The sequence below is a fragment of the Bacillus cereus group sp. MG16 genome (assembly GCF_040459875.1).
Lineage (GTDB): Bacteria > Bacillota > Bacilli > Bacillales > Bacillaceae_G > Bacillus_A > Bacillus_A paranthracis.
Genome location: NZ_JARVHE010000001.1, coordinates 3,852,368 through 3,876,364, shown reverse-complemented (window position 1 = coordinate 3,876,364; position 23,997 = coordinate 3,852,368). Strand labels below are relative to the sequence as shown.

Here is a 23,997-nt window from a genome sequence, read left to right as displayed (position 1 = left end):
AGAATGAGATGGATACGAATATTACTTGGCATACAGCTTCTGTTTCAAAAGATGAGAGAAGAGTGAAGAATGGGCATCATAGTTTTGTAATTTGGTTTACTGGTTTATCAGCTTCGGGTAAATCTACAGTAGCGAACGCGGTTGCTCGTAAACTATTTGAAAAGAATATTGGAAACTATGTACTTGATGGAGATAATATACGCCACGGTTTAAATAAAGACTTAGGCTTTTCTGAAAGTGATCGTATGGAAAATATAAGGCGGATTGGCGAAGTGGCGAAGTTATTTGTAGATCAAGGGACTGTTGTTCTTACAGCGTTTATTTCACCGTTTCGAGTAGACCGAAAACAAGTTAGAGATCTATTAGCTGCAGATGAATTTATAGAAGTGTTTGTAAAATGTCCAATTGAAGAGTGTGAGAAACGTGATCCGAAAGGGCTTTATAAAAAAGCAAGAAAAGGTGATATTAAAGACTTTACAGGTATCGATTCACCATATGAGGAACCAGAGAAAGCGGAATTAATTGTACAAACGCACAAGTATTCTATTGAAGAATGTGCAGAACAAATCGTGAAGTACTTACAAGAGCGTAGTTTTATATAGGGGGATAAAAAATGAGTTATGAAAAAGTATGGGCTAACAATGAAAAATTAAATCAAACTGAGAAAAATAAATTAAAAAAAGATGGATTGGAAATCTTTAATGACATTCCTTACTATGCAGAGAATGGCTTCGAATCTATTCCGAAAGAAGAGTGGGACGCATTCAAATGGGCAGGGTTGTATTTACAAAGACCGAAAGAAGCTGGTTATTTTATGATGCGTGTAAATATTCCTTCTGGCATTATTACGAATGCACAGGCAGAAGTGCTTGCTTCTATCGCTGAGGATTATGGACGTGACGTAATAGATATTACGACAAGACAGGCGATTCAGTTTCATTGGTTACAAATTCATCAAATTCCAGATATTTTTAAAAGATTAGCAAGAGTTGGGTTATCTTCAGCTGGGGCGTGTGGTGATATAACGCGTAATATTACAGGAAATCCACTTGCTGGCATTGATGCAAATGAATTATTTGATACAACGCATATTGTGAAAGAGGTATATGACTACTTCCAACATAATGAAGAGTTTTCTAACTTACCACGTAAATTTAAAATGTCTATTAGTTCTAACATTTATAACGCAGCAAACGCAGAGATTAACTGTGTTGCATTTACACCTGCTACGAAAGAAATAGATGGTGAGAAAAAAGTTGGTTTTCATATAAAAGTAGGCGGTGGGTTATCAGCCCGTCCGTATTTAGCTGATGAATTAGATGTATTCGTTTTGCCAGAAGAAGTGAAGGCGGTAGCGATTGCAATTGCTACGATATTCCGTGATTTTGGATATCGTGAAAAACGTCATTTAGCTCGTTTGAAATTTCTTGTTGCAGACTGGGGAGCAGAGAAGTTTAAAGAGAAACTAATAGAATATACAGGACCATTACAAAGTAAAGGAGAAAGTGCTCTTAAAGGCTGGAATGCGGGATACTTTTATGGTGTCCAAGACCAAAAACAAGATGGACTAAAATATGTAGGTTTTAATGTGCCGGTAGGACGCCTACATGCAGAAGAAATGTTTGAGATTGCAAGAATTGCTAAACAATATGGAAATGGACAAATTCGTACATGTAATTCACAAAACTTCATTATTCCGAATGTTCCGCCAGAAAATGTAACTGGCTTGCTAAATGAGCCGTTGTTTGAAGCGATATCAGCAAATCCGAAATCGTTTATTGGTCACGCGGTTTCTTGTACTGGTATTGAATATTGCAATCTTGCATTAGTAGAAACGAAAGAAAGATTACGAAAAATTGCCGAATACTTAGATACACAAATTGCACTCGATGTTCCGATTCGTATTCATATGGTAGGATGCCCGAATTCATGTGGTCAACGTCAAATTGCTGACATTGGATTACAAGGTGTAAAAATGAAAACGAAGGAAAAAGGAATTGTTGAAGCCTTTGAAATATATGTAGGTGGAACGCTGTTAGATGGTGGTGCTTATAATCAAAAGTTAAAAGGAAAAATAGATGGCGAGGATCTACCTGATGTACTCGTATCATTTATAAGTTATTTCAAAGAAAATAAATTACCAGCTGAAACGTTTTATGATTTTGTAGGCCGTGTTGGCGTAGAGACATTACAAATAGTGTTAAATAACGTGTTAGAAGAAGTAATAGCGTCTTAGGAGGGGCAGTATGGATTTATATCGATTTGAAGCGGTATTGGTGAATAGCATTGTTCCAATTGTTGTTGTTGCTGAAAGTGAAGAACAGGCATTTAAGATGGCGGAGATTGAACTTGAAAAACATTTTTTACCGTTACCAGAAGTAAAGGAGATTGCTTTATTTGAAAAAAAGAAGATTCGAAAAAGCGCAGCCTTTGTTATTCATGAGTAAGGAACATTGAAATATGAAGAAATGAAAACTTCCATTCCTATATAAGGATGGAAGTTTCACTTTAATAGTAGAAATGAGGAGAGATGATGGGAAAAGTATATATCGTTGGAGCGGGCCCTGGTGATCCAGATTTAATTACTGTAAAAGGATTGAAATGCATTGAGAAAGCAGATGTTATTTTATACGACCGTCTCGTGAATAAAGAATTGCTTTCTTATGCAAAGCCCGAAGCGGATTTAATTTATTGCGGAAAACTACCAAATTATCACACGATGAAGCAAGAGACAATTAACACGTTTCTTATCAAATATGCGAAAAAAGGAAAAGTTGTAACGAGGCTAAAAGGTGGGGATCCATTTGTATTTGGTAGAGGAGGAGAAGAAGCTGAAGCGTTAGCAAAGCAAGGTGTACCATTTGAAATTGTTCCTGGTATTTCAGCTGGAATAGCTGTTCCTGCTTATGCTGGTATTCCAGTGACACATCGTGATGCAAGTGCAAGTTTTGCTATTGTGACAGGGCATAGAAAAGAAGATGCTGAAGAGGAAGTGAAGTGGGAAAATTTAGCGAAAGGTGTAGAGACTTTAGCTGTATATATGGGGGTTAGCAATTTACCCTACATATGTGAGCAACTGATAAAGCATGGAAAAGATAAAAGTACGCCTGCTGCTATTATTGAGCGGGGAACGACATCTATGCAGCGCACAGTTGTTGGGACGTTAGGAACAATTGTAGATGTTGCGAAAAAAGAACAAATTCAAAATCCAAGCATGATTGTAATTGGAGAAGTCGTCCGTTTTAGAGAAAAAATCCATTGGTTTGAGAAACAGACAGAAAGTACGTATCAAGTAAGTGGAGTGTTATAAAATGAAAGCCATCTTATATATATGTCATGGAAGTCGCTTGAAAGCAGCGAAAGAAGAAGCGGTTGCATTTATTACGTCATGTATGAACCGTGTAGAGGCAAGTATTCAAGAAATTTGTTTTTTAGAGTTAGCGAGTCCAACTATTGATGAAGGGTTCCGTACATGTGTGAAGCGTGGTGCTACAGAGATTATTGTTATTCCAGTTTTTTTATTAGCGGCAGGTCATGTGAAAAAAGATATCCCGTTTGAATTGGAAAAGTTAACTAATCAATTTTTGAATGTTAAAGTGACCTATGGTAATCCGTTTGGTGTATCAGAAACACTTGTTAAATCGGTGTATAGCGGAAGTGGCATTGAACAGGAAGATAAGAATGAAGTGACGTTACTTCTCGTTGCAAGAGGGAGCAGTGATCCTGAAGTACTAAAAGATATAAACTGGATCGCTTCTTTATTTCAAACGGAAGAGAAAATTAAAAAAGTAGAAGTTTGTTATTTAGCAGCTGCCGAGCCGAAATTTGAGGAGAAGTTAAAGGAAGTTGTAGAACGAAAAGAAAAGAATATCGTTGTACTGCCTTACTTGTTATTTACAGGTTTGCTTATGAAGCATATTGAAAAAGAAGTACGCCAATATGAGCTAGATGAGATAAAAATAAGTCCATATTTAGGGAAGAATGAAGCGTTTCAGTATATGTTAATTCAGAAAACGAAGAAATTATTGAAGGGAGATCAATATGTATCCACTTACAGTGCGAGTTGAGAAGAAACGTGTTGTTGTCATTGGTGGAGGGAAAGTCGCGGGATTTAAAATTATTCCTTTACTCAAACAAGGTGCAGATATAGTTGTGGTAAGTCCTGAATTGGATGCAAATTTAGTGAAACTTGTAGAAGAAAAGAAAATTCGTTGGTATCAAAGGGAGTATGAAAAAAGTGATATTAAAGACGCTTTTTTAGTTGTTGCAGCGAGTAGTGATGCTGTATTAAATGAAAAAATTGCTGAAGATGCCGCAGAGAATCAATTAGTAAATGTGATTACGAATCCGGAAAGTGGTAATGTTCATTTTCCGGCAGCGATTCATCGTGGATTACTGAATGTGGCTGTTTCTACTGGCGGAGCGAGCCCAAAACTTGCAAAAAAAATTCGTGATGATATCGCAAATAAATATGATGAGACGTATGAATCGTATCTTGATTTTTTATACGAAGTTAGAATAAAAGTGAAAGAATTACAAATAGAGAAAAGGCAGAGAAATATATTGTTGCAAAAGGTATTAAAGTCGATATATGTTCAAAATGAACAAAAAAGAGAATTGTTTTTACAAGAATTAGAGAGAAGAGTTCATATAGGATAATAAATAAATTGTACTTTACAACTATAAGAATATAATTTATAATCACAAGTAACTTCAATAGATGAAATCGATGAGCAAGAAGAGTATGTATATTTGATACGTTCAGAGAGCTGGGGTAAGGTGTGAGCCCGGTACGATAAAATATACAGAATGGGCTTGCGAGAGGTATGTTGAACATTGTAGTAGGCAACCCGGGTTCCGCCGTTAAAAGGATAGAGTATCGGAGTTTTTCCTGTACTTGAACAAGTGGGATTTATCAATCCAATTGAGGTGGTACCACGGTATTAACATTACATATATCGTCCTCTACATGCATATTTGCGTGTAGGGGACTTTTTTATTTTCTAAAGGAGGTGTGCGAGTATGAAATGAAAGTGTATAATTAACAAAAGTTTAAATATTCAGAAAAGGAGAAATTATGATGAAAGAAACACAGCAATGGACGTCGAAAATAGGCTTTGTACTCGCAGCAGCCGGAGCCGCAGTAGGTCTTGGTGCAATATGGAAATTTCCATATGTTGCAGGTAATGGCGGGGGAGGCGCATTCTTCCTTGTATTTTTACTATTAACTTTATTTATAGGTATGCCGCTTCTTATAGCTGAATTTGTTATTGGACGTAGTACACAAAAAGAGGCAGTTACTGCGTATAAAGTATTGGTGCCAAATAGCAAGTTATATCCTTGGATTGGTCGCATGGGAGTTGTTACTTGTTTTAGTGTACTATCTTTTTATAGTGTTGTAGGTGGATGGATTTTACTTTACTTATACTATAGTGTGACAGGAAGTTTCTGGAATGGAGTGGCTGATTATGGGCAATTATTCGGTGAGACGATTTCAAATCCAGTAAGCGCGATCGGAGCACAATTTATCTTTATGCTTTGTACGATTTTTGTCGTAAGTAAAGGTGTAGAGAAAGGGATAGAAAAGGCAAGTAAGTATATGATGCCATTATTATTTATTTTATTTATTGCAATTATTGTTCGTGCGTTAACACTGGATGGTGCTTTTGCTGGGGTAGAGTTCTTCTTAAAACCAGATTTTTCAAAGCTGACAGCAGATACGATTTTATACGCGATGGGACAATCATTCTTCTCGCTAACAGTTGGGGCCTCGGTAATGGTCACGTATAGTTCCTATTTGAAGAAAGAAGAACATTTAGCAAAATCAGCAACATCTATTGTAAGTTTAACTGTTTTTGTTACAGTACTTGCAGGATTAGCGATTTTCCCGGCGATTTTCGCACTAGGTGTTAAGCCGACTGAAGGACCAGGGTTACTATTTATCGTCCTTCCAGCAGTATTTGCGAAAATACCATTTGGACAATTTTTCTTCATTATGTTTTTAGTGCTATTCTTCTTTGCAACGTTAACATCTGCGATTTCCATGCTTGAAATTGTAGTAGCATCTGTTGCGAAGGGGAATGAGAAGAAGCGTCCGTCAGCATCATTATTAATTGGTATTCTAATTTTTGCAGTTGGAATTCCGTCAGCTCTATCGTTTGGAATTATGAGTGATGTGAAAATATTTGGGAAAACATTCTTTGACTTAGTCGACTTCTCAGTAAGTAACGTATTACTGCCGTTAGGGGTACTAGCTATTTCGTTATTCGTACCAAATAAAATGAGTAAGGAAATGTTAATGAAAGAATTAGAAGTTACGGAAACGAAAGGGAAAACATTATTTAATATTTGGTTCTTCTTACTTCGTTATGTTATTCCAGTAACTGTAATTATTGTATTTTTAAATGTGATAGGCGTATTTAAAATGTTTGCATAATAAAAAGACGGAGAAATCTCCGTCTTTTTATTATGTTGTAGGTGTATTTAATAAACGATTATATGCTTTATAGGCTGTGACGACTGCGAGGAATGATCCGATTAAAAATAATGCTGAGCCACCAAATGTAAATAGCCGGCCAATGTAAGTTTCTCTAGCTTCTTCTATTTTTTGTTGTAATTGTGTATTCATATAATTCACCCCGTAAAATATAGGCATTTAGTTGTAGTCTATGTGGAATGCCTATAATGTGTGAAGTGGAAATGAAAAACCTCGGTATGCACCGAGGTTTTTTTATAATCCGATATAAGGAGATGGGTCAACTGCGTTTGTCTTGCCAACATTCCATTCTCCAAGATGAAGTTCGAAGTGTAAATGTTGTCCGTATGATTGGCCAGTATTCCCCATAAATCCAAGTTGAGTTCCTTGTTTTACAGTTTGTCCATTCGATACAGAACGACTACTCATATGAGCATATACTGTTGTGTATGTTTTTCCGTTAATACGGTGAGATAAGTACACAACATTTCCGTAACTAGATGATAATTCTGAGCGAATAACAACACCATCTGCAGCGGCAATAATTGGAACAGTTCCTGAAGCAGCGATATCGATTCCTTTATGGTTATCTATAGAGCGCACGCCAAAACCAGAAGTTTTTGATCCAGCTGCTGGTTTAATAAATCCACCGACGTTTGTATCGTGAGGTACTGGAGCAGCTTGAGCTGATTGGGCAGATGAGGCAGCTTGTTTTCGAGCTTCCTCTGCCTTACGTGCCTCTTCAGCTTTACGAGCTTCTTCTGCACGTTTTTCTTCTTCAATTGCCTTTTGAACAGCTTGACGCTGATTTTCTAAAATGCCTTTAGATTCTTCTAATCCTTCAATCTCTGAATCTACTTTTGCGACTTTCGTATGTAAATCGCTAATAAAGGTTTGCTGCTGTTGTTGATTCGTTTGCAACTCTTGTTGTTTTTGAACTAATTTCTGTTCGGCTGCTTTTAATTGTTGCTCTTTTTTCTCGACAGCCTCTTTTTCCTTCGTCACAGCATTTTGATCAGTTGTTTGTTTTTTCACAATATCGGTATCGTTGTTTAAAATTAAACTGACAGAGTACATATTATCAACGAGATCAGCAATGTTTGCAGAATTTGTTAATACTTCTGTAATGATATTTGTGCGAGGTTTTTCTTGCATAGATTGTAAACGTTGCTTAATAACTTCCTGACGCGTATCTATATTTGTTTGTAATTGCTCTATATGTTTCTTTTTTTCAGTAATTACTTGTTGTGTCTTACTAATTTCTTTTTTTGTATCGTTTAATTCAGCTTCGTTTTTATTAATAGAAGTAGTTAAATCGTCGATTTTCTTTTGTAATTCTTGAATTTCTTTTTCTATTTGTTCTTTCTCGGCTGATTTATTTTGTAAGTCATTTTGTTTTCCTTCTAATTCAGATTGAATATTAGATAATTTATCTTGATTCGTTTCAGCGTATGCGGGTGAAAGTAACGGGGAAGCAAAAATCGTTCCTGCTGCTAAAACGCTGAACGCTACAAATTTCTTTTTCATGGTTGTCTGGCTCCTTTCCCTATGAATGTTATATATCATAAGAAGAAGAGTGTCTATCGTTGTAACCATAATGTAAAGAAAATTTTATAAAGTTGCTAAGTTTTGTCGGAATTTATCATTTTTCAACAGTATTTGTAATGGTGATTTTATTTTTTTAGTTTGTGCAACAAAGCTGTATTTTAGATTTTATCTGTAAAATAAAGGGAAACAATCGTGATTTTATATAGTGAAAATCAAGTTGAAAACCCACTAAAATACTAGTGAGGAATCGTTCTCATGTTAGGTTTTCTGACATGGGTTTTATTTTTGTCAAGAAAATTATTTGTGTTCAGGAAAAGTTATTTTGTTGTCAGATTTAATTTTTTGATTTATGATTTTTAACAGGGACAAAATGTAGTGAATTGTCGAATAATATGTAATACTCTTAATTTCAAGTTTTATAGATATAGAATGAGAGGTAGAGTGACACATCGAAGAGGGGGTTACAACAAATATGAAAAGAATAGGACTTGCATGGCAAATTTTAATTGGACTTGCCCTAGGTATCGCGGTGGGGGCAATTTTTTATGGCGATAGCACAGTTGTAGGGTACCTAAAACCAATTGGTGATATTTTTATCCGATTAATTAAAATGATCGTTGTGCCGATTGTTGTAGCAAGTATTGTTGTTGGAGTTGCTGGTGTTGGCGATGTTAAAAAACTAGGCCGATTAGGTGGGAAAACAATTCTTTATTTTGAAATTATTACAACAATTGCAATTGTTGTTGGTCTACTGGTAGCGAATATTTTCCAACCAGGAAAAGGCGTGAATATGGATCAATTAACAAAGACTGATATTTCTAAATATGCAGAAACAACAGCTCAAGTACAAAGTCATTCGTTTGCAGATACATTTGTGAATATCGTTCCAACGAATATTATGAAATCATTGGTTGAGGGCGATATGCTTGCGATTATCTTCTTCTCTGTACTATTTGGTTTAGGAGTTGCGGCGATTGGTGAAAGAGGAAGACCGGTTCTTCAATTTTTCCAAGGTGTAGCAGATGCGATGTTTTACGTGACTAACCAAGTTATGAAATTTGCACCGTTTGGTGTATTCGCATTAATTGGTGTAACAGTTTCGACGTTTGGTTTATCTTCATTAATTCCATTAGGGAAATTAGTCATAGTTGTATATGGTGCGATGATTTTCTTCGTTGTAGTCATACTAGGACTTACAGCGAAAATATTTGGAATTAACATTTTCCAATTCTTTAAGATTTTAAAAGACGAACTGATCTTAGCATACTCTACAGCAAGTTCAGAAACAGTTTTACCGAAAATCATGGAGAAAATGGAGAAGTTCGGTTGTCCGAAGGCAATTACATCTTTCGTTATTCCGACAGGTTATTCCTTTAACTTAGATGGATCAACTTTATATCAAGCAATTGCAGCTATTTTCTTAGCGCAAATGTACGGTATTGATTTATCCATTACACAACAAATTACATTATTACTTGTATTGATGGTTACATCAAAAGGTATTGCGGGTGTACCGGGCGTATCATTCGTTGTATTATTAGCGACACTTGGTACAGTAGGTATTCCAGCTGAAGGTTTAGCCTTCATCGCCGGTATTGACCGTATTTTAGATATGGCTCGTACAGCAGTTAACGTTGTAGGTAACTCTTTAGCAGCTGTAGTTATGTCTAAGTGGGAAGGTCAGTATGATGCTGAAAAAGGACAAGCCTATTTAGAGGAAATTTCCAATAAGCAAGCAGCTTAATTATAATTTGAAAAAGCTCTCACATAATATGTGGGAGCTTTTCTATATAGAAGGGGAGCGGACGTAATGAAACGTAAATATGGTGACGGTTCTTCGTGGAAGCGACTACTAGAGAAGGATTATACGGTTAAGCAAATAGAAGAAGGAATGCTAGGAATACTGGAAATAAAAAAGGTGAGAGAACCTAGTTGTAAAGAATATGACGGTAAAGAGCTATGTATTGCTGGCAATCAGTATACGTGGATTCAATATTTCATAGACGAGAAAAACTTTGCGATTACCGCTATGTTAGATGATCAAAAAGAATTAGTGCAATATTATATCGATGTGGCGAAAGACTATGAAATAGACGAGCGTGGTTTACCGTATTTTGATGATTTATATTTAGATGTAGTATTATTACCCAATGGTAAAATGTATGTATTGGATGAAGATGAGTTAGAGGATGCTTATAAAAGTGGCGATGTTACAAAAGAAGAGTATGAGTTAGCTTGGTACACTACAAAGTGGATTATAGCTGCAATAAAAAATAATGAATTTTATTGGATTTCAATATTGGAAGAAGAAATCAAAAAGTTAAAATGATTATTGTATTCAAATTTTTGTATAATTACCAAAAAAATCTATACAAAAAATAATTGACTTTTGTTTTGTAAGCGAGTAAAGTTAGGGAAGAAATTATTATTAAAAAATAAATATGAAACCTTCTTATAAAGAGAGGCGGAGGGACTGGCCCTACGATGCCTCGGCAGCGGACTCGATTTCAGAGTGCTGTGCCAAATCCAGCAAGCATATGCTTGAAAGATGAGAAGAGCGTTTCTTATAGATGTATAAGACCTCTTCTCGTTGGAAGAGGTCTTTTGTTATTCATTAGAAAAAGGTTGAAACTAGGGAGAGATGGTACTTTGAAAGAAACGAGAGGAAATGGTTTGGCATTATTACCACTTGGGATATTTTTGGCGCTATTTATTGGTTCTGGAATTATTACAGGTGATTTCTATAAATTGCCGATACTTGTAGCAATTTCAATTGCTGTAGGAGTCGCTTTAGCAATGAATCGTAAAGAAAGTTTTCGTGTAAAAGTGGAACGATTTGCTAAAGGTGCAGGGAACCCAGACATTATGATTATGGTTCTAATTTTTGTACTGGCAGGAGCATTTTCTGAAACAGCAAAAGGGATGGGTGGCGTTGATTCTACAGTTAACTTAGCGTTATCAATTTTACCACAAGGATTTATCGTAGCTGGCATTTTCGTTATAGGAGCATTTATTTCATTAGCGATGGGAACTTCAATGGGAACAATTGCTGCATTAGCACCAATTGCTGTAGGTATTAGTGGGCAAACTGATATCTCAATTGCACTTACGATGGCTACTGTTGTTGGCGGAGCGATGTTTGGTGATAATTTATCATTTATTTCAGATACAACAATCGCAGCTGTACGTTCACAAGGAACAGAAATGAAAGATAAGTTTAAAACGAACTTTTTAATTGTATTACCAGCAGCTATTATTACAATTGTACTATTAGTAATCATTACTTTAGGAAGTGATACGCAGATTAAAACGCATAGCTTTGACTGGATAAAGATTTTACCGTATGCAGGAGTACTTATTACAGCGCTACTTGGTTGGAATGTACTTATCGTGTTAACTGGTGGAACTGTACTATCTGGGGTTATCGGTCTTTTAGATGGAAGTTATACGTTAGAGAGTTTCTTTAAAAGTGTAACGACTGGAATGGGCGGTATGATGGAGTTAGTATTACTTGCTATTTTAATTGGCGGTATGGTCGAATTGATTCAATATAATGGTGGCATTCAATATTTAATGAATATTTTAACGCGTAACATTCGTTCAAAAAAAGGAGCAGAGTTCGGTATAGCTGGTTTAGTAGGTATGACGAATATGTGTACAGCGAATAATACCATTTCTATTATCTTTACAGGTCCGCTTGCGAAAAACATTGCAGATCAATATGAAATTGATCCTCGTAAATCAGCGAGTGTATTAGATCTTTTCTCGTGCTGTGTGCAAGGGTTAATTCCGTATGGTGCGCAAATGTTAACAGCAGCAGGATTTGCGGCGCTATCTCCAATTGAACTGTTACCATATGCGTTTTATCCAATTTTAGTTGGAGTATGTGGAATCATTTCTATATTAATTGGTTTCCCGAGGTTTTCTAAAGTAGCGGAAAAGAAAGAGTATCATAAAACAGCATAATGAAAATGAAGTGTATGAAAAGTAACGAAAGCCGTACAGAGAATGTTCTCTGTACGGCTTTTTATGTGCGGGAAAAGAGTAAATGATCCCATGCTACCGTATGTTTTTACAAAAGGCTGAATGCAACTCGGTCTTAAGTCTGAGTTAAAAACGGTTCTTAAGCTCGTTATGGAAAAAAGAAAAAATAGTTAAGATAAGAGTATCAAATCGAAGGGAGGCAAGCACAAGATGAAACAATTTCTAGCGTTTATCGCGGCTGGTATTTTAGCTTTAATTGCTCTTGGTAGTCTTGCTGGTATTGTAGGATTCGCAATCGGAGCAGGAGTTGTGTACTGGAGCTATAAATCATTTGTGCGAGCACAATCATTTTTTGGAAAGTTAGCTTGGGGTATTGTTGGTTTGATCGGCTTGTCCATCGCCCTTTCTCATTCCCCAGCATTAATCGGTATTGCAGCATTAGTAGTTTTATACTACGGATACCGTGAGTGGAAAAAAGAAAAAGATGTAGTTGTTGATTCTGCTCCAGAAAGTTCTAAACCATATAGCAACTTTGAAGATGAGTGGAACAAGTTAATGAAAAACTAATATAAAATCAATCAAATTTATAAAGTAGAAGAGAGGAAGATTATAATGAAACAATCTTTATTCGGACGTGTACGCGATGCAATTTTAGCAGATTTTCATAATGTGTTAGATGAGAAAGAAAGAAAAAATCCAATTGCTATGTTAAACCAATATTTACGTGATAGTGAGCGTGAAATAACAAAAATTGAGAAGTTAATTCAGCGTCATAAAACATTAAAATCTAACTTTGCTCGTGAGCTGGAGCAAGCACGTTATTTCGTGAATAAAAGATCTAAGCAAGCGATCATCGCTCAAGAAGCAGGCGAATTACAACTACATGAGCGTGCATTAGAAGAAGTAGCTTATTATGAAGGGCAAGTAACCCGATTAGAAGAAATGTATGCAGGTGTTGTAGAACAAATTGATGAGCTAGAGCGTCGTCTTTCTGAAATGAAAAATAAATTAAAAGAAATGCATGCAAAACGTATGGAATTAATGGCACGTGAAAATATGGCACATGCAAATCGTCGTATGAATACTGCGATGCATAAAATGGATGAAAATAATCCATTCTTACGCTTTGAAGAAATTGAAGATCATATTCGCGACTTAGAAACTCGTATGAGCGAGGAGCATGAACGTGATACATTTGATATGAAAATTGCAAAGCTTGAGCGTGAAATGAAAGAAAAGAATGATGTATCGTTAACGAAAGAGTTAACAAAATAATAGTAGTATATTATAAAACAGGCTTATGATATAGTGATAGGAGAAAAGGTGTTGGAAAGCAATGCCTTTTCTTCTATGTATATGTGACAAGAAGGGGGGAGCTGAAATGAAGAAACATTTTTCAAAGACACAATTAATGGGGATGCTCCTCATCATATTTGGATTCGGTCTTTTTCTTGATATGATACTTGGACATTTTGAACCAGGTGGTCTCATTTTTGCATTTATTATGCTTATGTTTGGAAGGCATTATCGTAAAAAGAATCGTTATGTACGGGGAAATGTATTTTTATTTGTCGGTGGTATCGTATTTTTATTCTTCTTATTTTCATCAGCAGCATTTGTTCTTGTCGTATTTGCTTGTTTAGCTTTAATTGGTTATCAATTGATTCAACAAGGGCATCAGCAAAAAGCAATGAAGGTTGAAATTAAAGAAGAAGGGATTATAGACGAAGAGAAGCAAATATATCGTACAGAACCATATTTAAAAAATATGTTTGTAGGCAATGTACGAATGATGGATCATATTTATGAACTTGAGGATATTAATGTTCAATATGGTGCTTGTGATGTGGAAATAGATTTAACAACTGCTATGATTCCAGAAGGAGAAACGGTAATTGTTATTCGGGGTGTCGTTGGTAATATTCGTTTATATGTGCCATATGATATTGAACTGTCTTTAAATCATTCTGTTATTGTCGGACGTGTGCTCTTGCCAGGTCATGAGGAGACAGGGTTTAACCGCAATGTTACATTTAGAACAGAGCAGTATAAAGAGGCTCCTCGTCGTATTAAAATTATTTCTTCGCTTGTCGTAGGCGATACGGAAGTGAGGAAAGTATAATGAAGAAACAAAAAAATATTTCGTGGATGTATATTCGTTATTCTATGTTGTCCTCAGTTAGTATCGCACTCATTTGTACAATTGTATATGTATGGAAAAGTGAGCAACAAGTATATGATTTATTATGGAAGGAATCCATCGCTTCTGTTCCAATTGGCTTGTTTATTATGACTACAAGTTTACTTATCGGGGGAATTGTAGGATATGCAATCGGTTACTATATAGAGCAGCGTATACAAGGATTAAATACGTTTCTATTTGAAGTAGAGCGAGGGAATTTTCCGAGTGATGTTTCGTTTACCGCAGATGATGAATTTCATGAAGTGGAACGAAAAGTAATCGGTCTGGCTCGTCGATTAGAGGAGCAAGCTGGACTCTTTCAAAAGGTAACGAATGAACGAGCTCATTGGAATGAAGAGATGAGACAAGAAGCGATTTCCCAAGAAAGGCATCGATTGGCGAGGGAGCTGCATGATTCTGTAAGTCAGCAGCTTTTTGCAATGTCGATGATGATGTCGGCTATTAATGAACAAGTAGCTGAATTTCCAGAAACGACGAAAAAGCAGTTACAGCTCGTTGAAAATATGGTTGTAAATGCACAGTCAGAAATGAGAGCATTGCTTCTTCATTTACGCCCAGTACAGTTAGAAGGTAAGAAACTAACAGAAGGTATAGAAGAATTATTAACAGAACTATCTAGAAAGCAACATATGAAAATTGAATGGTTAATTGAACCGATTCAATTAAAAAAAGGTGTAGAAGATCACTTATTCCGCATTGTACAAGAGGCGCTATCTAACACTTTACGTCATGCGAAGGCAAAGAAAACGGAAGTGCGTCTTCGAAAAATTGATCAATATGCAATATTGAAAATTATTGATGATGGTGTAGGTTTTAAAGTAGGAGTGAATAAGGCTGGTTCTTACGGATTAAGGTCAATACAAGAGCGTGTTCATGAAATTGGTGGGACATTAAAGGTACTTAGTTTTCCAAATAAAGGTACACAAATAGAAGTAAAAGTACCGATTATGATTGAGAGAGGGGAGAATCATGATTAAAGTATTACTAGTGGATGATCATGAAATGGTTCGAATGGGTGTATCAGCATATTTATCAACGCAGCCAGATATTGAAGTAGTTGGAGAAGCTGAAAATGGAAGAAAAGGTTCAGAGTTAGCTTTGCAATTAAGGCCGGATATTATTTTGATGGACCTTGTCATGGATGAGATGGATGGTGTTGAAGCAACACGTGCTATTATTCAAGAATGGCCAGAAGCAAAAATTGTAGTTGTAACGAGCTTTTTAGATGATGAGAAATTGTATCCTGTTATTGAGGCCGGAGCGACAAGTTATTTATTAAAAACATCAAGAGCGAGTGATATAGCAGACGCTGTACGAGCTACTTATGATGGAGAAACGGTATTAGAGCCGAAAGTTACTGGTAAAATGATGTCTCGTATGCGTCAGAAGAAAGAACAACCTTTGCATGAGGAGTTAACAGAAAGAGAGTCTGAAATTTTGTTATTAATTGCAGAGGGGAAAAGTAATCAAGAGATTGCAGACGAGTTGTTTATTGCCCTCAAAACAGTAAAGACACATGTGAGCAATATATTAAATAAGCTAAATGTAAGTGACCGGACACAGGCGGTTATTTATGCGTTTCGACATCAATTGACGAAATGATAAAGTGAAATTTTAACCAGTGGGGTGGTCCCCACTGGTTATTAGTTTGTACAAAATCTTTTTATTGACGCTAATAAATGTAAGCGTTATCATTTAGTTGTTAACAGTACATACAAAGGGGAGAATGTATATGCTAGTTCAAACTATATTCGGCATGGGTAAGTCTAAAAAACTAGGGGATTATGTGAACGCATTACAAGCGCTTTGTGAAGAATATAATGTTGAAACAGATAAAATTGCAATTGTTGAGGCGACAGAAGAGTACTATTTATTTTTAGTAAAGCAAGAAGAGTGCTACGATGTTGTCAAAGTAGAAACAGTGGATACAAATATTGATTATTATACGAAAGCGTATAAAATAAGTAGTTTTAATCATAGCGCTTATCAAAAGTAAAAAAACTCCCTTTCGGGAGTTTTTTAGGATGCTTTTACTTCACGAGATTCGGTTAGTAAGGGAACTTTTTTCGCGCCACTTAGCTTAGCGATTGCAAGGCCAATAAGAGCTCCGGCTAATGCAGGTACTAGCCAACCTATTCCTTCATTATATAAAGGGATAAATTCAAAATATGATGTGATAAATGAAACTGAAATACCACCTTGTTTTAATCCATCAAATACGCTTACAATTGCAGCTCCAATTAAAGCACCTACATAAACAGAGCGATATCCACCAAAATATTTATGAAGTAACGATAGTAGAACAAGTACAATCGCAACTGGATATACAACAAGTAGAATTGGAACAGAGATGGAAATGATTTTTGTTAAACCTAAGTTGGCAACTAATAATCCCAATACACAAATGATACTTGCGAACGTTTTGTATGAAAATTTAGTTAATAATGTCGAGAAATATTGACTACATGCAGATACAAGTCCAACACATGTTGTTAAGCAAGCGAGTGTAACGATAAGAGATAATAAAAGTAGACCATATGGACCGAATAATTGTTGTACGATCACAGTAAGTAATTGTCCACCATTCTTTGCATATCCGAGCGAGACGCTAGTTGCACCGAGCCAGCCAAGCGCACCATATACAAGTACGAGGCCAGTAGCAGCAATAAGTCCAGCTTTGGCTGTTGCGATGGCAATGGATTTACGATCCTTTACACCTTTAGAGCGAATGGTATTTACAACGATAATTCCAAATGCAAGTGCTGAAATGGTATCCATCGTTAAGTATCCTTCCATAAAGCCTTTGAAAATCGGAGAAGTTTGATACTCTTGCATTGCAGGTCCTGATTGTCCAAGTGGTGTAAAGACACTTTTAACAAACAATAAGAAAATAGAGAGTAATAAAATAGGTGTTAATATATTTCCAATACGATCTACAAGTTTAGATGGATTCAAACTCAGCCAATATACGATAGCAAAGAAGATGATTGTATATACAAAAAGTACGAGGGTGCTAGAGCGAATCGTTTCTGGTAAGAAAGAACTAGCGCCCATTTCATAAGCGACATTTGCAACGCGTGGAATACCCATAGAAGGACCGATGGCGATGTATACAACTACCGTAAAGAATATTCCGAATAATGGGTGAACATGACTTGCAAGTTGCTGCATACCATTTCCTGATAAAGAAATTGCGATAACTGTTAGTAGTGGTAAACCGACTCCTGTTAGTAAAAATCCAATCATTGCCGGCCAAAAGTTTTCGCCTGCATTTTGTCCAAGCATGGGAGGGAAAATTAAATTACCTGCCCCAAAAAATAAAGAAAATAGCATAAGACCCGTGAAAAAAATATGTTTTTTTGATACAGTGTTCATTGTTTTTCCTCCTTTTTTAAAATTCATTTGTAAGAACACAAAAAACTCGTCCCTAAAGAAAGGGACGAGTTATATTTACCCGCGATACCACCCTAATTTATACATGTAGAAATAATTCTATATGTATACGGCTTTGCAACGTACAACATGATACGTGTTCCTTGTAACGGGGGACAGCCGGTAAGAACTTACTATAACATTCAGTTCTACTTCTCGGAGATGATTTTCGGCTACGCACTGAACGTTGGCTTTCAGCAAATCGCCAACTCTCTGGGGAACAGTTCTATAACGTACTCGTTCTCGTCAATGAATTTTTATTCAAGTATTCTGACAGTATTGTTACATTTTTTTTTTAGAAAGTCAATATATTTTATAATAAAATATATATATGCGGAAATGTTATTTGTTTTGAAATGAATAGTTGATGTAAATTGAATTGTAAAACAGAAGTAAAAATTTGCGGAGAATTGTAAAAATTATAGAGAAAGTTGATATTTATAGGAGTAAAGAAGGGATTGTTTGAATTTAGAGAGAATAATACAACAATCCACTTGCTGGAAAGAACAAACCAAAAGAGGTGACTGAAATGCTTGCGATGGGAGTATTATTTGGCATTATTGCTATAATTGGTTTTATGTGGTTATATTATTCGCGTTCGTTTAAACAAGCAGAAGTTTTACTCTTTCAAAAAGGTAGTTTGTTGACAAATCAGTCTAGATATTTAGTATGTCCGAAGTGTGGAAGTGCACAGGCCAGAAGTGGAGGATATCAAGAGTGTTGCAAAATTAGATTATGAAAGAAGGAAGCCTCACATTATTTTGTGAGGCTTCCTTCCTTACAACTTCATGGCGCTCCAAATAGTCCAACGATCTCTTTCGATAATAGGAGAGACGTTTTGTAAGGCGGTCTTTACTTGTTGTAGAAGTTGAGAAAGTTCATAATCTGTTAGTTCATATAGAATGGATCGGCCTGTTCGAGGTGATAAATCTTGCAATAATGCCTCTACAGAACCATGTATTTTTCGTATCTCCCATTGTGTTTGAGTCGGGAAAACGTGAAGAAAATGTTTTTGTAATTCTTGCTGTATCGTGGTGGTTTTTGGACGTCTTTTTGATTCGATTTCAATGAGTTTTGGAAAGATAGAGAAAAAATATCCACGGATGTGTTCGGGACTTCCAGGGATCGTACAATCTTCAATAGTTCGGTCTTGTACAATAAGTACACCGTTTTTCTTTAATATACGAGAAGTTTCACGTAGAAATGTAGGAACGTCTTGTAAATGATGAATAACTGCGCGCGAAATAACAATGTCGAATGTATCATTAGGATATGGGACGCTATGTGCATCACCGTGAATGAATGAAATATTTGAAAATCCGCTACAATTTTCTTTTGCAGCCTGTAATATTTCTTTTGAAAAATCAAGTCCAACAACACTTTTTGCTCCCATAAGAGCAAGTTCTTTCGTATAAATCCCGCCACCACAGCCGATATCAATTATTCGTTTATTTTGTATGTCTGTAATATTTTTTATCATTTCTCTCCAAGAAATATGGGCGTTCCGCTGTGCGTATGTGTATTTATTATTTGCATCGTGAAAATTAATGGACATGAAAAAGACCTCCTTTCAATGCTTAGTATAGCGTATTTTATAGTGTGTCACGTTTTTGTTTTTTGTATGAAGATTATAAGAGTTTCTTATTGTAAAAGGAGGATTAAGTTGAAAAAGAAATATGTATTGCTGTTATTTGTTATGTTACTAGCATCTTGTAGTCAAGTTGAGCAAAAAAAAGAAACAAAAAAAGTGGAAGAGACGGTGAATGAAGTGAAAGAAACAATAGAGGTAACTGTTATACAAAAAAAACATAAAGAGAAAAAGTTAAAGGAATCAGAAGTTAAGATAGTAATAGACATTATAGATAAAGCTGAGAAACAAGAAATAACAGGTAGCTTTGGTGAACCTGAATATGAAATACAAATTAGTAGAGATGGGAAGAAAGAAATGTATTATGCATGGCTAAGAGGAGAAGACAGACGAGGATGGGTACAACATAAGAAAGCTATGTATATGCTGAATAAAAAAGATACAGAAAAGCTTTTAGCTATATTTCCAAATGTATCAGAACAAAAAGAAGATGAAACACAGGCAGGTCCTTTAACGGAAGTAACAAAAAAAGATTTGCAGATTACCGCGTTCCATATTAAAGCGGGCGATCAAAAAGTGAATTATACAGTACGGTATACGATTTCACAATCACTATATAACAAGTTAGAGAAGGAACAAAAATACTATTTGCAGGTCATTTTTCCAGAAAAAGTTCAAAAATTAATTGGAGCAAAAGAGAGTGAAAAAATCTTAGGAGAAAAGGTAAAGGAAGGATATAAACAGTATGAATTGCATGCTACTGTTCCGGTACAAGGTGCTTCAGAATCACAATTAAAGTCATTAGAAACATATTATGAAAATTATGATTTAAAAATATTAAATAGTAAACAAGAAAAAATAGGTGTTTTTCAAAATATTATTCAAATTGTTAAAGAGTATGGTGAAAAAATGAATTTACAAAGGTAAAGTGAATCTTTATTTAGTCCTTACGGATTGGGGTGAATAAAAATTTGTCAATTTTATATGAACTTTCCTAGGAAATGATAATAGAGAGGGGACGCCCCTCTCTATTACTTTGCTTTTGCAGATGGCTCATTCATTGATTTTCGTGTAATAAGGAAAGAAATCATAAGAGCGGAAAGGATGATAAGGGCAATAAATACGTGATTGGGCAACAAATCTAATAATAATACGTAACTAACGGTATAAAAAATAAGAGTTGAAGCTAAAAACGATAGAGCGCCTATTATGAGAGATTGTAAATTCAATTGTGTTCACCTCCTTTTATTTATATTTTTGGCTAAAAATGGATTATATAAACATTATTTCTAACAATAGAAAAAAATATGTTATAAATGATGCAACATGAAATAAATGTATTAAGGCAAAAAGAAAGAGGGAAAGAATTAAAAAAAGGAGAGCTTCAAAAATTGAAGTATTAGAGTATCTGTTACCAAAGTTTGAGCCGCTAGATTAAGTCCCATATGAAGATGAAAAAGAAACACATACCATTCATATAAGAGCAGCGTTTGAATTGTCAGAAAGAAAAATACAGGAATGGGATGCAGAAAAGAGACAACAGAAAAACTATTATAAAGTGGATACGAAAACGAAATGGACGGTATTTGCTTGTTATATCGGATTAATGGCTATACTCGGTTACGCAGCTTATGAAGGATATATTGTTTTACAAGAACATTTGCCAACGAGAAATGTATAAAAGAATATTGTCGAAATGATAGGGAGAATTTATACAGGAATTATATTTCTACGAGAGAATGTTACAAGTATAGTCATACATTGTAATAACTTTAGTAGAGAAGGAGTTCTGTATATGAAGAAATTGTTAAATGTATTCGTGATTATTATCGTAATGATCATTGCGAGCTATAGTCTTATGAAAGTATTATTACATTATGCGAATAAGCCCGCTGGGGTAAGTACAACAGCTGAAATAGAAGATGTGCAAGAAGAGACAAAAGTACTAGATTTTATTCGTATGACACATGAAAGTTATAATAATTTCTTAAATTATGGTAAAGCAGAGAATTATACAGAAGGGGACTGGAACCAATTTAAACAATGGTTTCAACAACAAGAATCATCGTTAAAAAATATACATACAGACATAAAGAATGAAAAAATAAAACGTGATGTAAATAGAAGCTATGAAATTGTAAAAAAAGGTGTGGAGCTTCAAAATATTGAGTATGTAGTGTATGCACATCGCGTATACCATGACTTAGATATTATTGTAAATAAATATAGAGGTGAAACGAACATCTGGGGGTATACAGAATTTGGAGATGGGAAAGATATAAAGGTAATTGAACAAGCGATACAGTCTAAATAATAAGCTAGCTAGCATTCTAGTTAGCTTATTTTCTTTTGTAAGTGCACTGTTCATATATTTTTCACAAAAACACCGTGTTAATAGTGATTAAAATCACAATCTGTATTATACAATTCAGTTAAACTAAAAACAGTTAAGGAAATAGAGGAGTGGGATACAATGTTAAGTGAAAAAACAATTGAAATCGTAAAGTCAACAGTACCATTATTACAGGAAAAAGGCGTTGAAATTACAACGAGATTTTATGAAATTTTATTTTCGGAACACCCGGAGTTATTAAATATCTTCAATCATACAAATCAGAAAAAGGGAAGACAACAACAAGCGTTAGCGAATGCTGTTTATGCAGCTGCAACGTACATTGATAATTTAGAAGCTATTATTCCAGTTGTAAAACAAATTGGTCATAAGCATAGAAGTTTAGGTATTAAAGCAGAGCATTATCCGATTGTAGGTACATGTTTACTACGCGCAATTAAAGAGGTCGCAGGTGCACCTGATGAAGTTTTAAACGCATGGGGAGAAGCTTATGGTGTCATTGCGGATGCATTCATTAGTATTGAAGCAGAGATGTATGAAGAAGCGGCACATAAAGAAGGTGGATGGAAAGATTTCCGTAACTTTGTAGTTGTAAAAAAAGTGAAGGAAAGCGATGTTATTACGTCATTTTATTTGAAACCTGAAGATGGAGGGAAAGTTTCTTCATTCATCCCAGGACAATATGTAACGGTTCAAATCAATATCGAAGGTGAAACATATACACATAATCGTCAATATAGCTTATCAGATGCTCCTGGAAAAGAATATTATCGTATTAGTGTAAAGAAAGAAAAAGGTGTAGATACAGCGGACGGTAAAGTATCCAACTACTTACATGATCATGTAAAAGAAGGCGATATGTTACCAGTAAGTGCACCAGCGGGAGATTTCGTATTAAATATGGATTCAACATTACCAGTTGTCCTAATTAGTGGTGGAGTAGGTATTACACCAATGATGAGTATGCTAAATACGTTAATTGAACAAGATTCAAAACGTAATGTATGTTTTGTTCATGCAGCACTAAATAGTAATACACATGCAATGAAAGAACACGTTGAGGCAGTAGATAATGAATATGAACAAGTTAAAGCATATACTTGTTATTCTGCACCAACTGAAAAAGATTTAGAAATGAAGAACTTTGATAAAGAAGGTTTTGTTGAAAGAGAATGGTTACAAACTATTATTCCGACAACTGAAGCAGAGTTTTATTTCTGTGGTCCAATACCATTTATGAAACATATAAATGCTGTACTAACTGATTTAGGTGTGAAACAAGAACATATTCATTATGAATTTTTCGGTCCAGCAGCAAGTTTACAATAAATTGAGCTTTAAGAAGCAAAAAAACGAGGTGTTATTTTACCTCGTTTTTTATTTGTTCTCGTAATAGTCGATTTACTGTTTCGCGGCGTATACCGATCAGTTGACCAATTTCAGTTTGCGTTAATATTTCATATATAGGAATGTCACCTAAATATAGTGTGAACCATTCTTGTAAGCGATGAAGGCGTTCTTTCGGAGAGACGGTCGTCAATTGGTCGATACGTTGCTGCATCATTCTTAATTTTGACTGTAATTGCATAGCGATATTTGCATATGATGCAGGATCCGCTTGAAGTTGATCATACCATTCATTACTCATTATAGGTTCAACTTCTGTTTTCATTAAAGCGATTGCTGTACCGTGATATTCCTTCGGTGAAATTAAAGAATGGTGAGGTATCGTTTCTCCTGGAACGATAATATTGAATAGAAATGGTGTTCCATTTTCTTCTAACCTTACTACTTTTAATAAACCTGTTTTTATAAAATATAAAGGACCGTCCTCACCTTGACGGAATAGTACATCTCCTTTGTGTAAAATCAATGTTAGCCCCCCATTTAAACATTTCTATTTCTTTTATTTTAGCGTATATGTATAAAGATAATATACTTTACAACAGCAATTTCATTGACGAAATATATGCTATTACAGTAGTATACTATTTAGTGTGTAATAGTACTAGCAATGAATACGCTGTAGGGGGTTTAGTATATTGTTAGATGCGATAAAAATGACGGATATGAGAATTCCAGCGAATGCCATCATTCATGTAGAAGAGATGAAAGGTGGAGTCGTGTTATCCGTTGAAGTAGATGGCCAAATTATTTATACGATGGCTTATGATGAAGAAACAGATAGTTATGCTGAATTATATGATCGAAACGATAAGAGGGCGTGCCAAGTACATGAAGATTTTATGGGATGGTCACTTCTTCATTAAAAAAGATGTCAATATGACATCTTTTTTTATTAAACCGATAGAATATACAAAGAAATGAAATATAAGGATAAAATTTGTAATAAATGATTTTGCATTGTTAGCACTTTGTAACTGCAACTGAATTATTTTTTCGCTATCATAAAG

At 35.2% G+C, this 23,997-nt stretch carries 27 protein-coding genes, 1 pseudogene, 1 riboswitch and 2 other annotated features; of the genes and pseudogenes, 22 read left to right on the top strand and 6 right to left on the bottom strand.

Annotation, left to right across the window (positions count from 1 at the left end; translation table 11 throughout):
• Positions 1–8: 8 nt before the first annotated feature.
• The 7 genes from cysC to QCI73_RS20035 all read left to right on the top strand — a co-directional run bounded on the left by cysC (position 9) and on the right by QCI73_RS20035 (position 6,436).
• Positions 9–602: an adenylyl-sulfate kinase gene (gene cysC, locus QCI73_RS20065; RefSeq protein ID WP_000380508.1), complete on the top strand. Its 594-nt coding sequence runs from the start codon at positions 9–11 to the stop codon at positions 600–602.
• Between the two features lie 11 nt (positions 603–613).
• Positions 614–2,236 carry a nitrite/sulfite reductase gene (locus tag QCI73_RS20060; RefSeq protein ID WP_353823611.1) on the top strand — a complete coding sequence of 541 codons (1,623 nt, stop codon included), beginning with the start codon at positions 614–616 and terminating at the stop codon, positions 2,234–2,236.
• Between the two features lie 10 nt (positions 2,237–2,246).
• On the top strand, positions 2,247–2,447 hold the full coding sequence (locus QCI73_RS20055) for a DUF3906 family protein (RefSeq protein WP_000366912.1): 201 nt from the start codon (positions 2,247–2,249) through the stop codon (positions 2,445–2,447).
• A gap of 86 nt (positions 2,448–2,533) precedes the next feature.
• A complete protein-coding gene (cobA, locus tag QCI73_RS20050) occupies positions 2,534–3,310 on the top strand; it encodes a uroporphyrinogen-III C-methyltransferase (RefSeq protein WP_353823610.1) in 777 nt (258 codons plus the stop codon).
• A 1-nt stretch (position 3,311) separates the two neighbouring features.
• Positions 3,312–4,067 carry a sirohydrochlorin chelatase gene (locus QCI73_RS20045; protein WP_000644366.1) on the top strand — a complete coding sequence of 252 codons (756 nt, stop codon included), beginning with the start codon at positions 3,312–3,314 and terminating at the stop codon, positions 4,065–4,067.
• A complete protein-coding gene (locus QCI73_RS20040) occupies positions 4,042–4,659 on the top strand; it encodes an NAD(P)-binding protein (RefSeq protein ID WP_353823609.1) in 618 nt (205 codons plus the stop codon). The genes QCI73_RS20045 and QCI73_RS20040 overlap by 26 nt, the downstream gene beginning before the upstream one ends.
• Positions 4,660–4,720: 61 nt before the next feature.
• Positions 4,721–4,969: a binding site (T-box leader), on the top strand.
• Positions 4,970–5,080: 111 nt separating this feature from the next.
• Entirely contained in the window at positions 5,081–6,436 is a 1,356-nt protein-coding gene (locus QCI73_RS20035) for a sodium-dependent transporter (RefSeq protein WP_139304176.1), read from the top strand.
• A 30-nt stretch (positions 6,437–6,466) separates the two neighbouring features.
• On the opposite strand, the gene QCI73_RS20030 is transcribed toward QCI73_RS20035, so the two are convergent.
• Positions 6,467–6,628: a hypothetical protein gene (locus QCI73_RS20030; RefSeq protein ID WP_001096005.1), complete on the bottom strand. Its 162-nt coding sequence runs from the start codon at positions 6,626–6,628 to the stop codon at positions 6,467–6,469.
• A 102-nt stretch (positions 6,629–6,730) separates the two neighbouring features.
• Entirely contained in the window at positions 6,731–8,002 is a 1,272-nt protein-coding gene (locus QCI73_RS20025; RefSeq protein ID WP_353823608.1) for a murein hydrolase activator EnvC family protein, read from the bottom strand.
• A gap of 493 nt (positions 8,003–8,495) precedes the next feature.
• Between QCI73_RS20025 and gltP the strand changes: the two genes are divergently transcribed.
• The 9 genes from gltP to QCI73_RS19980 all read left to right on the top strand — a co-directional run bounded on the left by gltP (position 8,496) and on the right by QCI73_RS19980 (position 16,206).
• Entirely contained in the window at positions 8,496–9,767 is a 1,272-nt protein-coding gene (gene gltP / locus QCI73_RS20020; RefSeq protein WP_353823607.1) for a glutamate/aspartate:proton symporter GltP, read from the top strand.
• Between the two features lie 66 nt (positions 9,768–9,833).
• Entirely contained in the window at positions 9,834–10,352 is a 519-nt protein-coding gene (locus QCI73_RS20015; protein WP_327924652.1) for a ribonuclease FAU-1 family protein, read from the top strand.
• Positions 10,353–10,472: 120 nt separating this feature from the next.
• A riboswitch (SAM riboswitch) is annotated at positions 10,473–10,578 on the top strand.
• Between the two features lie 94 nt (positions 10,579–10,672).
• Complete coding sequence (locus QCI73_RS20010; protein WP_353823606.1) at positions 10,673–11,989, top strand: Na+/H+ antiporter NhaC family protein; 1,317 nt, start codon at positions 10,673–10,675, stop codon at positions 11,987–11,989.
• A gap of 228 nt (positions 11,990–12,217) precedes the next feature.
• Positions 12,218–12,574: a lmo0954 family membrane protein gene (locus QCI73_RS20005; protein ID WP_000808648.1), complete on the top strand. Its 357-nt coding sequence runs from the start codon at positions 12,218–12,220 to the stop codon at positions 12,572–12,574.
• 45 nt (positions 12,575–12,619) lie between these two features.
• Positions 12,620–13,282, top strand: a complete 663-nt coding sequence (locus tag QCI73_RS20000) for a PspA/IM30 family protein (protein ID WP_353823605.1) — start codon at positions 12,620–12,622, stop codon at positions 13,280–13,282.
• Positions 13,283–13,388: 106 nt separating this feature from the next.
• On the top strand, positions 13,389–14,129 hold the full coding sequence (gene liaF, locus QCI73_RS19995) for a cell wall-active antibiotics response protein LiaF (protein WP_000716091.1): 741 nt from the start codon (positions 13,389–13,391) through the stop codon (positions 14,127–14,129).
• Positions 14,129–15,187, top strand: a complete 1,059-nt coding sequence (locus tag QCI73_RS19990) for a sensor histidine kinase (RefSeq protein WP_270707096.1) — start codon at positions 14,129–14,131, stop codon at positions 15,185–15,187. Before liaF ends, QCI73_RS19990 begins: the two co-directional genes overlap by 1 nt.
• Positions 15,180–15,812 carry a response regulator gene (locus QCI73_RS19985; RefSeq protein ID WP_000598709.1) on the top strand — a complete coding sequence of 211 codons (633 nt, stop codon included), beginning with the start codon at positions 15,180–15,182 and terminating at the stop codon, positions 15,810–15,812. Before QCI73_RS19990 ends, QCI73_RS19985 begins: the two co-directional genes overlap by 8 nt.
• A 124-nt stretch (positions 15,813–15,936) precedes the next feature.
• Complete coding sequence (locus QCI73_RS19980) at positions 15,937–16,206, top strand: DUF3992 domain-containing protein (protein ID WP_308667987.1); 270 nt, start codon at positions 15,937–15,939, stop codon at positions 16,204–16,206.
• A gap of 23 nt (positions 16,207–16,229) precedes the next feature.
• On the opposite strand, the gene brnQ3 is transcribed toward QCI73_RS19980, so the two are convergent.
• Complete coding sequence (brnQ3, locus tag QCI73_RS19975; RefSeq protein WP_412676135.1) at positions 16,230–17,585, bottom strand: branched-chain amino acid transport system II carrier protein BrnQ3; 1,356 nt, start codon at positions 17,583–17,585, stop codon at positions 16,230–16,232.
• A gap of 57 nt (positions 17,586–17,642) precedes the next feature.
• Positions 17,643–17,901 (bottom strand) — a binding site (T-box leader).
• A 270-nt stretch (positions 17,902–18,171) separates the two neighbouring features.
• On the opposite strand from brnQ3, the gene QCI73_RS19970 reads away from it, so the two are divergent.
• Complete coding sequence (locus QCI73_RS19970) at positions 18,172–18,381, top strand: hypothetical protein (protein WP_000880630.1); 210 nt, start codon at positions 18,172–18,174, stop codon at positions 18,379–18,381.
• 39 nt (positions 18,382–18,420) lie between these two features.
• On the opposite strand, the gene QCI73_RS19965 is transcribed toward QCI73_RS19970, so the two are convergent.
• On the bottom strand, positions 18,421–19,197 hold the full coding sequence (locus QCI73_RS19965; protein WP_353823604.1) for a class I SAM-dependent methyltransferase: 777 nt from the start codon (positions 19,195–19,197) through the stop codon (positions 18,421–18,423).
• 108 nt (positions 19,198–19,305) lie between these two features.
• Between QCI73_RS19965 and QCI73_RS19960 the strand changes: the two genes are divergently transcribed.
• Positions 19,306–20,157 (top strand): YhfM domain-containing protein, encoded by an 852-nt coding sequence (locus QCI73_RS19960; protein ID WP_262726162.1) that lies wholly within the window; start codon positions 19,306–19,308, stop codon positions 20,155–20,157.
• Between the two features lie 104 nt (positions 20,158–20,261).
• Here the strand turns inward: QCI73_RS19960 and QCI73_RS19955 are convergent, their stop codons facing one another.
• Complete coding sequence (locus tag QCI73_RS19955) at positions 20,262–20,459, bottom strand: hypothetical protein (protein WP_001053353.1); 198 nt, start codon at positions 20,457–20,459, stop codon at positions 20,262–20,264.
• Positions 20,460–20,546: 87 nt separating this feature from the next.
• Between QCI73_RS19955 and QCI73_RS19950 the strand changes: the two are divergent.
• The 3 genes and pseudogenes from QCI73_RS19950 to hmpA form a co-directional block, all read left to right on the top strand.
• A pseudogene (locus QCI73_RS19950) lies at positions 20,547–20,911 on the top strand (site-2 protease family protein); the annotation flags it as partial.
• A 114-nt stretch (positions 20,912–21,025) separates the two neighbouring features.
• Entirely contained in the window at positions 21,026–21,544 is a 519-nt protein-coding gene (locus tag QCI73_RS19945) for a hypothetical protein (RefSeq protein WP_262726161.1), read from the top strand.
• Between the two features lie 159 nt (positions 21,545–21,703).
• Positions 21,704–22,912 carry an NO-inducible flavohemoprotein gene (gene hmpA, locus QCI73_RS19940; RefSeq protein ID WP_262726160.1) on the top strand — a complete coding sequence of 403 codons (1,209 nt, stop codon included), beginning with the start codon at positions 21,704–21,706 and terminating at the stop codon, positions 22,910–22,912.
• A 31-nt stretch (positions 22,913–22,943) separates the two neighbouring features.
• Here hmpA and QCI73_RS19935 read toward each other — a convergent pair whose 3' ends face one another.
• On the bottom strand, positions 22,944–23,456 hold the full coding sequence (locus QCI73_RS19935; RefSeq protein ID WP_000600590.1) for a Crp/Fnr family transcriptional regulator: 513 nt from the start codon (positions 23,454–23,456) through the stop codon (positions 22,944–22,946).
• Between the two features lie 169 nt (positions 23,457–23,625).
• Between QCI73_RS19935 and QCI73_RS19930 the strand changes: the two genes are divergently transcribed.
• On the top strand, positions 23,626–23,853 hold the full coding sequence (locus QCI73_RS19930; protein ID WP_000882907.1) for a hypothetical protein: 228 nt from the start codon (positions 23,626–23,628) through the stop codon (positions 23,851–23,853).
• Positions 23,854–23,997: the final 144 nt, after the last annotated feature.

Excerpts from the sequence above, each read along its gene's own strand:
- QCI73_RS20055 (WP_000366912.1), top strand. The coding sequence starts at position 2,247 with ATGGATTTATATCGATTTGAAGCGGTATTGGTGAATAGCATTGTTCCA.
- QCI73_RS19985 (WP_000598709.1), top strand. The coding sequence starts at position 15,180 with ATGATTAAAGTATTACTAGTGGATGATCATGAAATGGTTCGAATGGGT.
- hmpA (WP_262726160.1), top strand. The coding sequence starts at position 21,704 with ATGTTAAGTGAAAAAACAATTGAAATCGTAAAGTCAACAGTACCATTA.
- QCI73_RS20035 (WP_139304176.1), top strand. The coding sequence starts at position 5,081 with ATGAAAGAAACACAGCAATGGACGTCGAAAATAGGCTTTGTACTCGCA.
- QCI73_RS20015 (WP_327924652.1), top strand. The coding sequence starts at position 9,834 with ATGAAACGTAAATATGGTGACGGTTCTTCGTGGAAGCGACTACTAGAG.
- QCI73_RS20005 (WP_000808648.1), top strand. The coding sequence starts at position 12,218 with ATGAAACAATTTCTAGCGTTTATCGCGGCTGGTATTTTAGCTTTAATT.
- gltP (WP_353823607.1), top strand. The coding sequence starts at position 8,496 with ATGAAAAGAATAGGACTTGCATGGCAAATTTTAATTGGACTTGCCCTA.
- liaF (WP_000716091.1), top strand. The coding sequence starts at position 13,389 with ATGAAGAAACATTTTTCAAAGACACAATTAATGGGGATGCTCCTCATC.
- QCI73_RS19970 (WP_000880630.1), top strand. The coding sequence starts at position 18,172 with ATGCTTGCGATGGGAGTATTATTTGGCATTATTGCTATAATTGGTTTT.
- QCI73_RS20025 (WP_353823608.1), bottom strand. The coding sequence starts at position 8,002 with ATGAAAAAGAAATTTGTAGCGTTCAGCGTTTTAGCAGCAGGAACGATT.
- QCI73_RS19980 (WP_308667987.1), top strand. The coding sequence starts at position 15,937 with ATGTATATGCTAGTTCAAACTATATTCGGCATGGGTAAGTCTAAAAAA.
- QCI73_RS19990 (WP_270707096.1), top strand. The coding sequence starts at position 14,129 with ATGAAGAAACAAAAAAATATTTCGTGGATGTATATTCGTTATTCTATG.
- QCI73_RS20040 (WP_353823609.1), top strand. The coding sequence starts at position 4,042 with ATGTATCCACTTACAGTGCGAGTTGAGAAGAAACGTGTTGTTGTCATT.
- QCI73_RS20060 (WP_353823611.1), top strand. The coding sequence starts at position 614 with ATGAGTTATGAAAAAGTATGGGCTAACAATGAAAAATTAAATCAAACT.
- QCI73_RS20045 (WP_000644366.1), top strand. The coding sequence starts at position 3,312 with ATGAAAGCCATCTTATATATATGTCATGGAAGTCGCTTGAAAGCAGCG.
- cysC (WP_000380508.1), top strand. The coding sequence starts at position 9 with ATGGATACGAATATTACTTGGCATACAGCTTCTGTTTCAAAAGATGAG.
- QCI73_RS19945 (WP_262726161.1), top strand. The coding sequence starts at position 21,026 with ATGAAGAAATTGTTAAATGTATTCGTGATTATTATCGTAATGATCATT.
- QCI73_RS20030 (WP_001096005.1), bottom strand. The coding sequence starts at position 6,628 with ATGAATACACAATTACAACAAAAAATAGAAGAAGCTAGAGAAACTTAC.
- cobA (WP_353823610.1), top strand. The coding sequence starts at position 2,534 with ATGGGAAAAGTATATATCGTTGGAGCGGGCCCTGGTGATCCAGATTTA.
- QCI73_RS20000 (WP_353823605.1), top strand. The coding sequence starts at position 12,620 with ATGAAACAATCTTTATTCGGACGTGTACGCGATGCAATTTTAGCAGAT.
- QCI73_RS19965 (WP_353823604.1), bottom strand. The coding sequence starts at position 19,197 with ATGTCCATTAATTTTCACGATGCAAATAATAAATACACATACGCACAG.
- brnQ3 (WP_412676135.1), bottom strand. The coding sequence starts at position 17,585 with ATGAACACTGTATCAAAAAAACATATTTTTTTCACGGGTCTTATGCTA.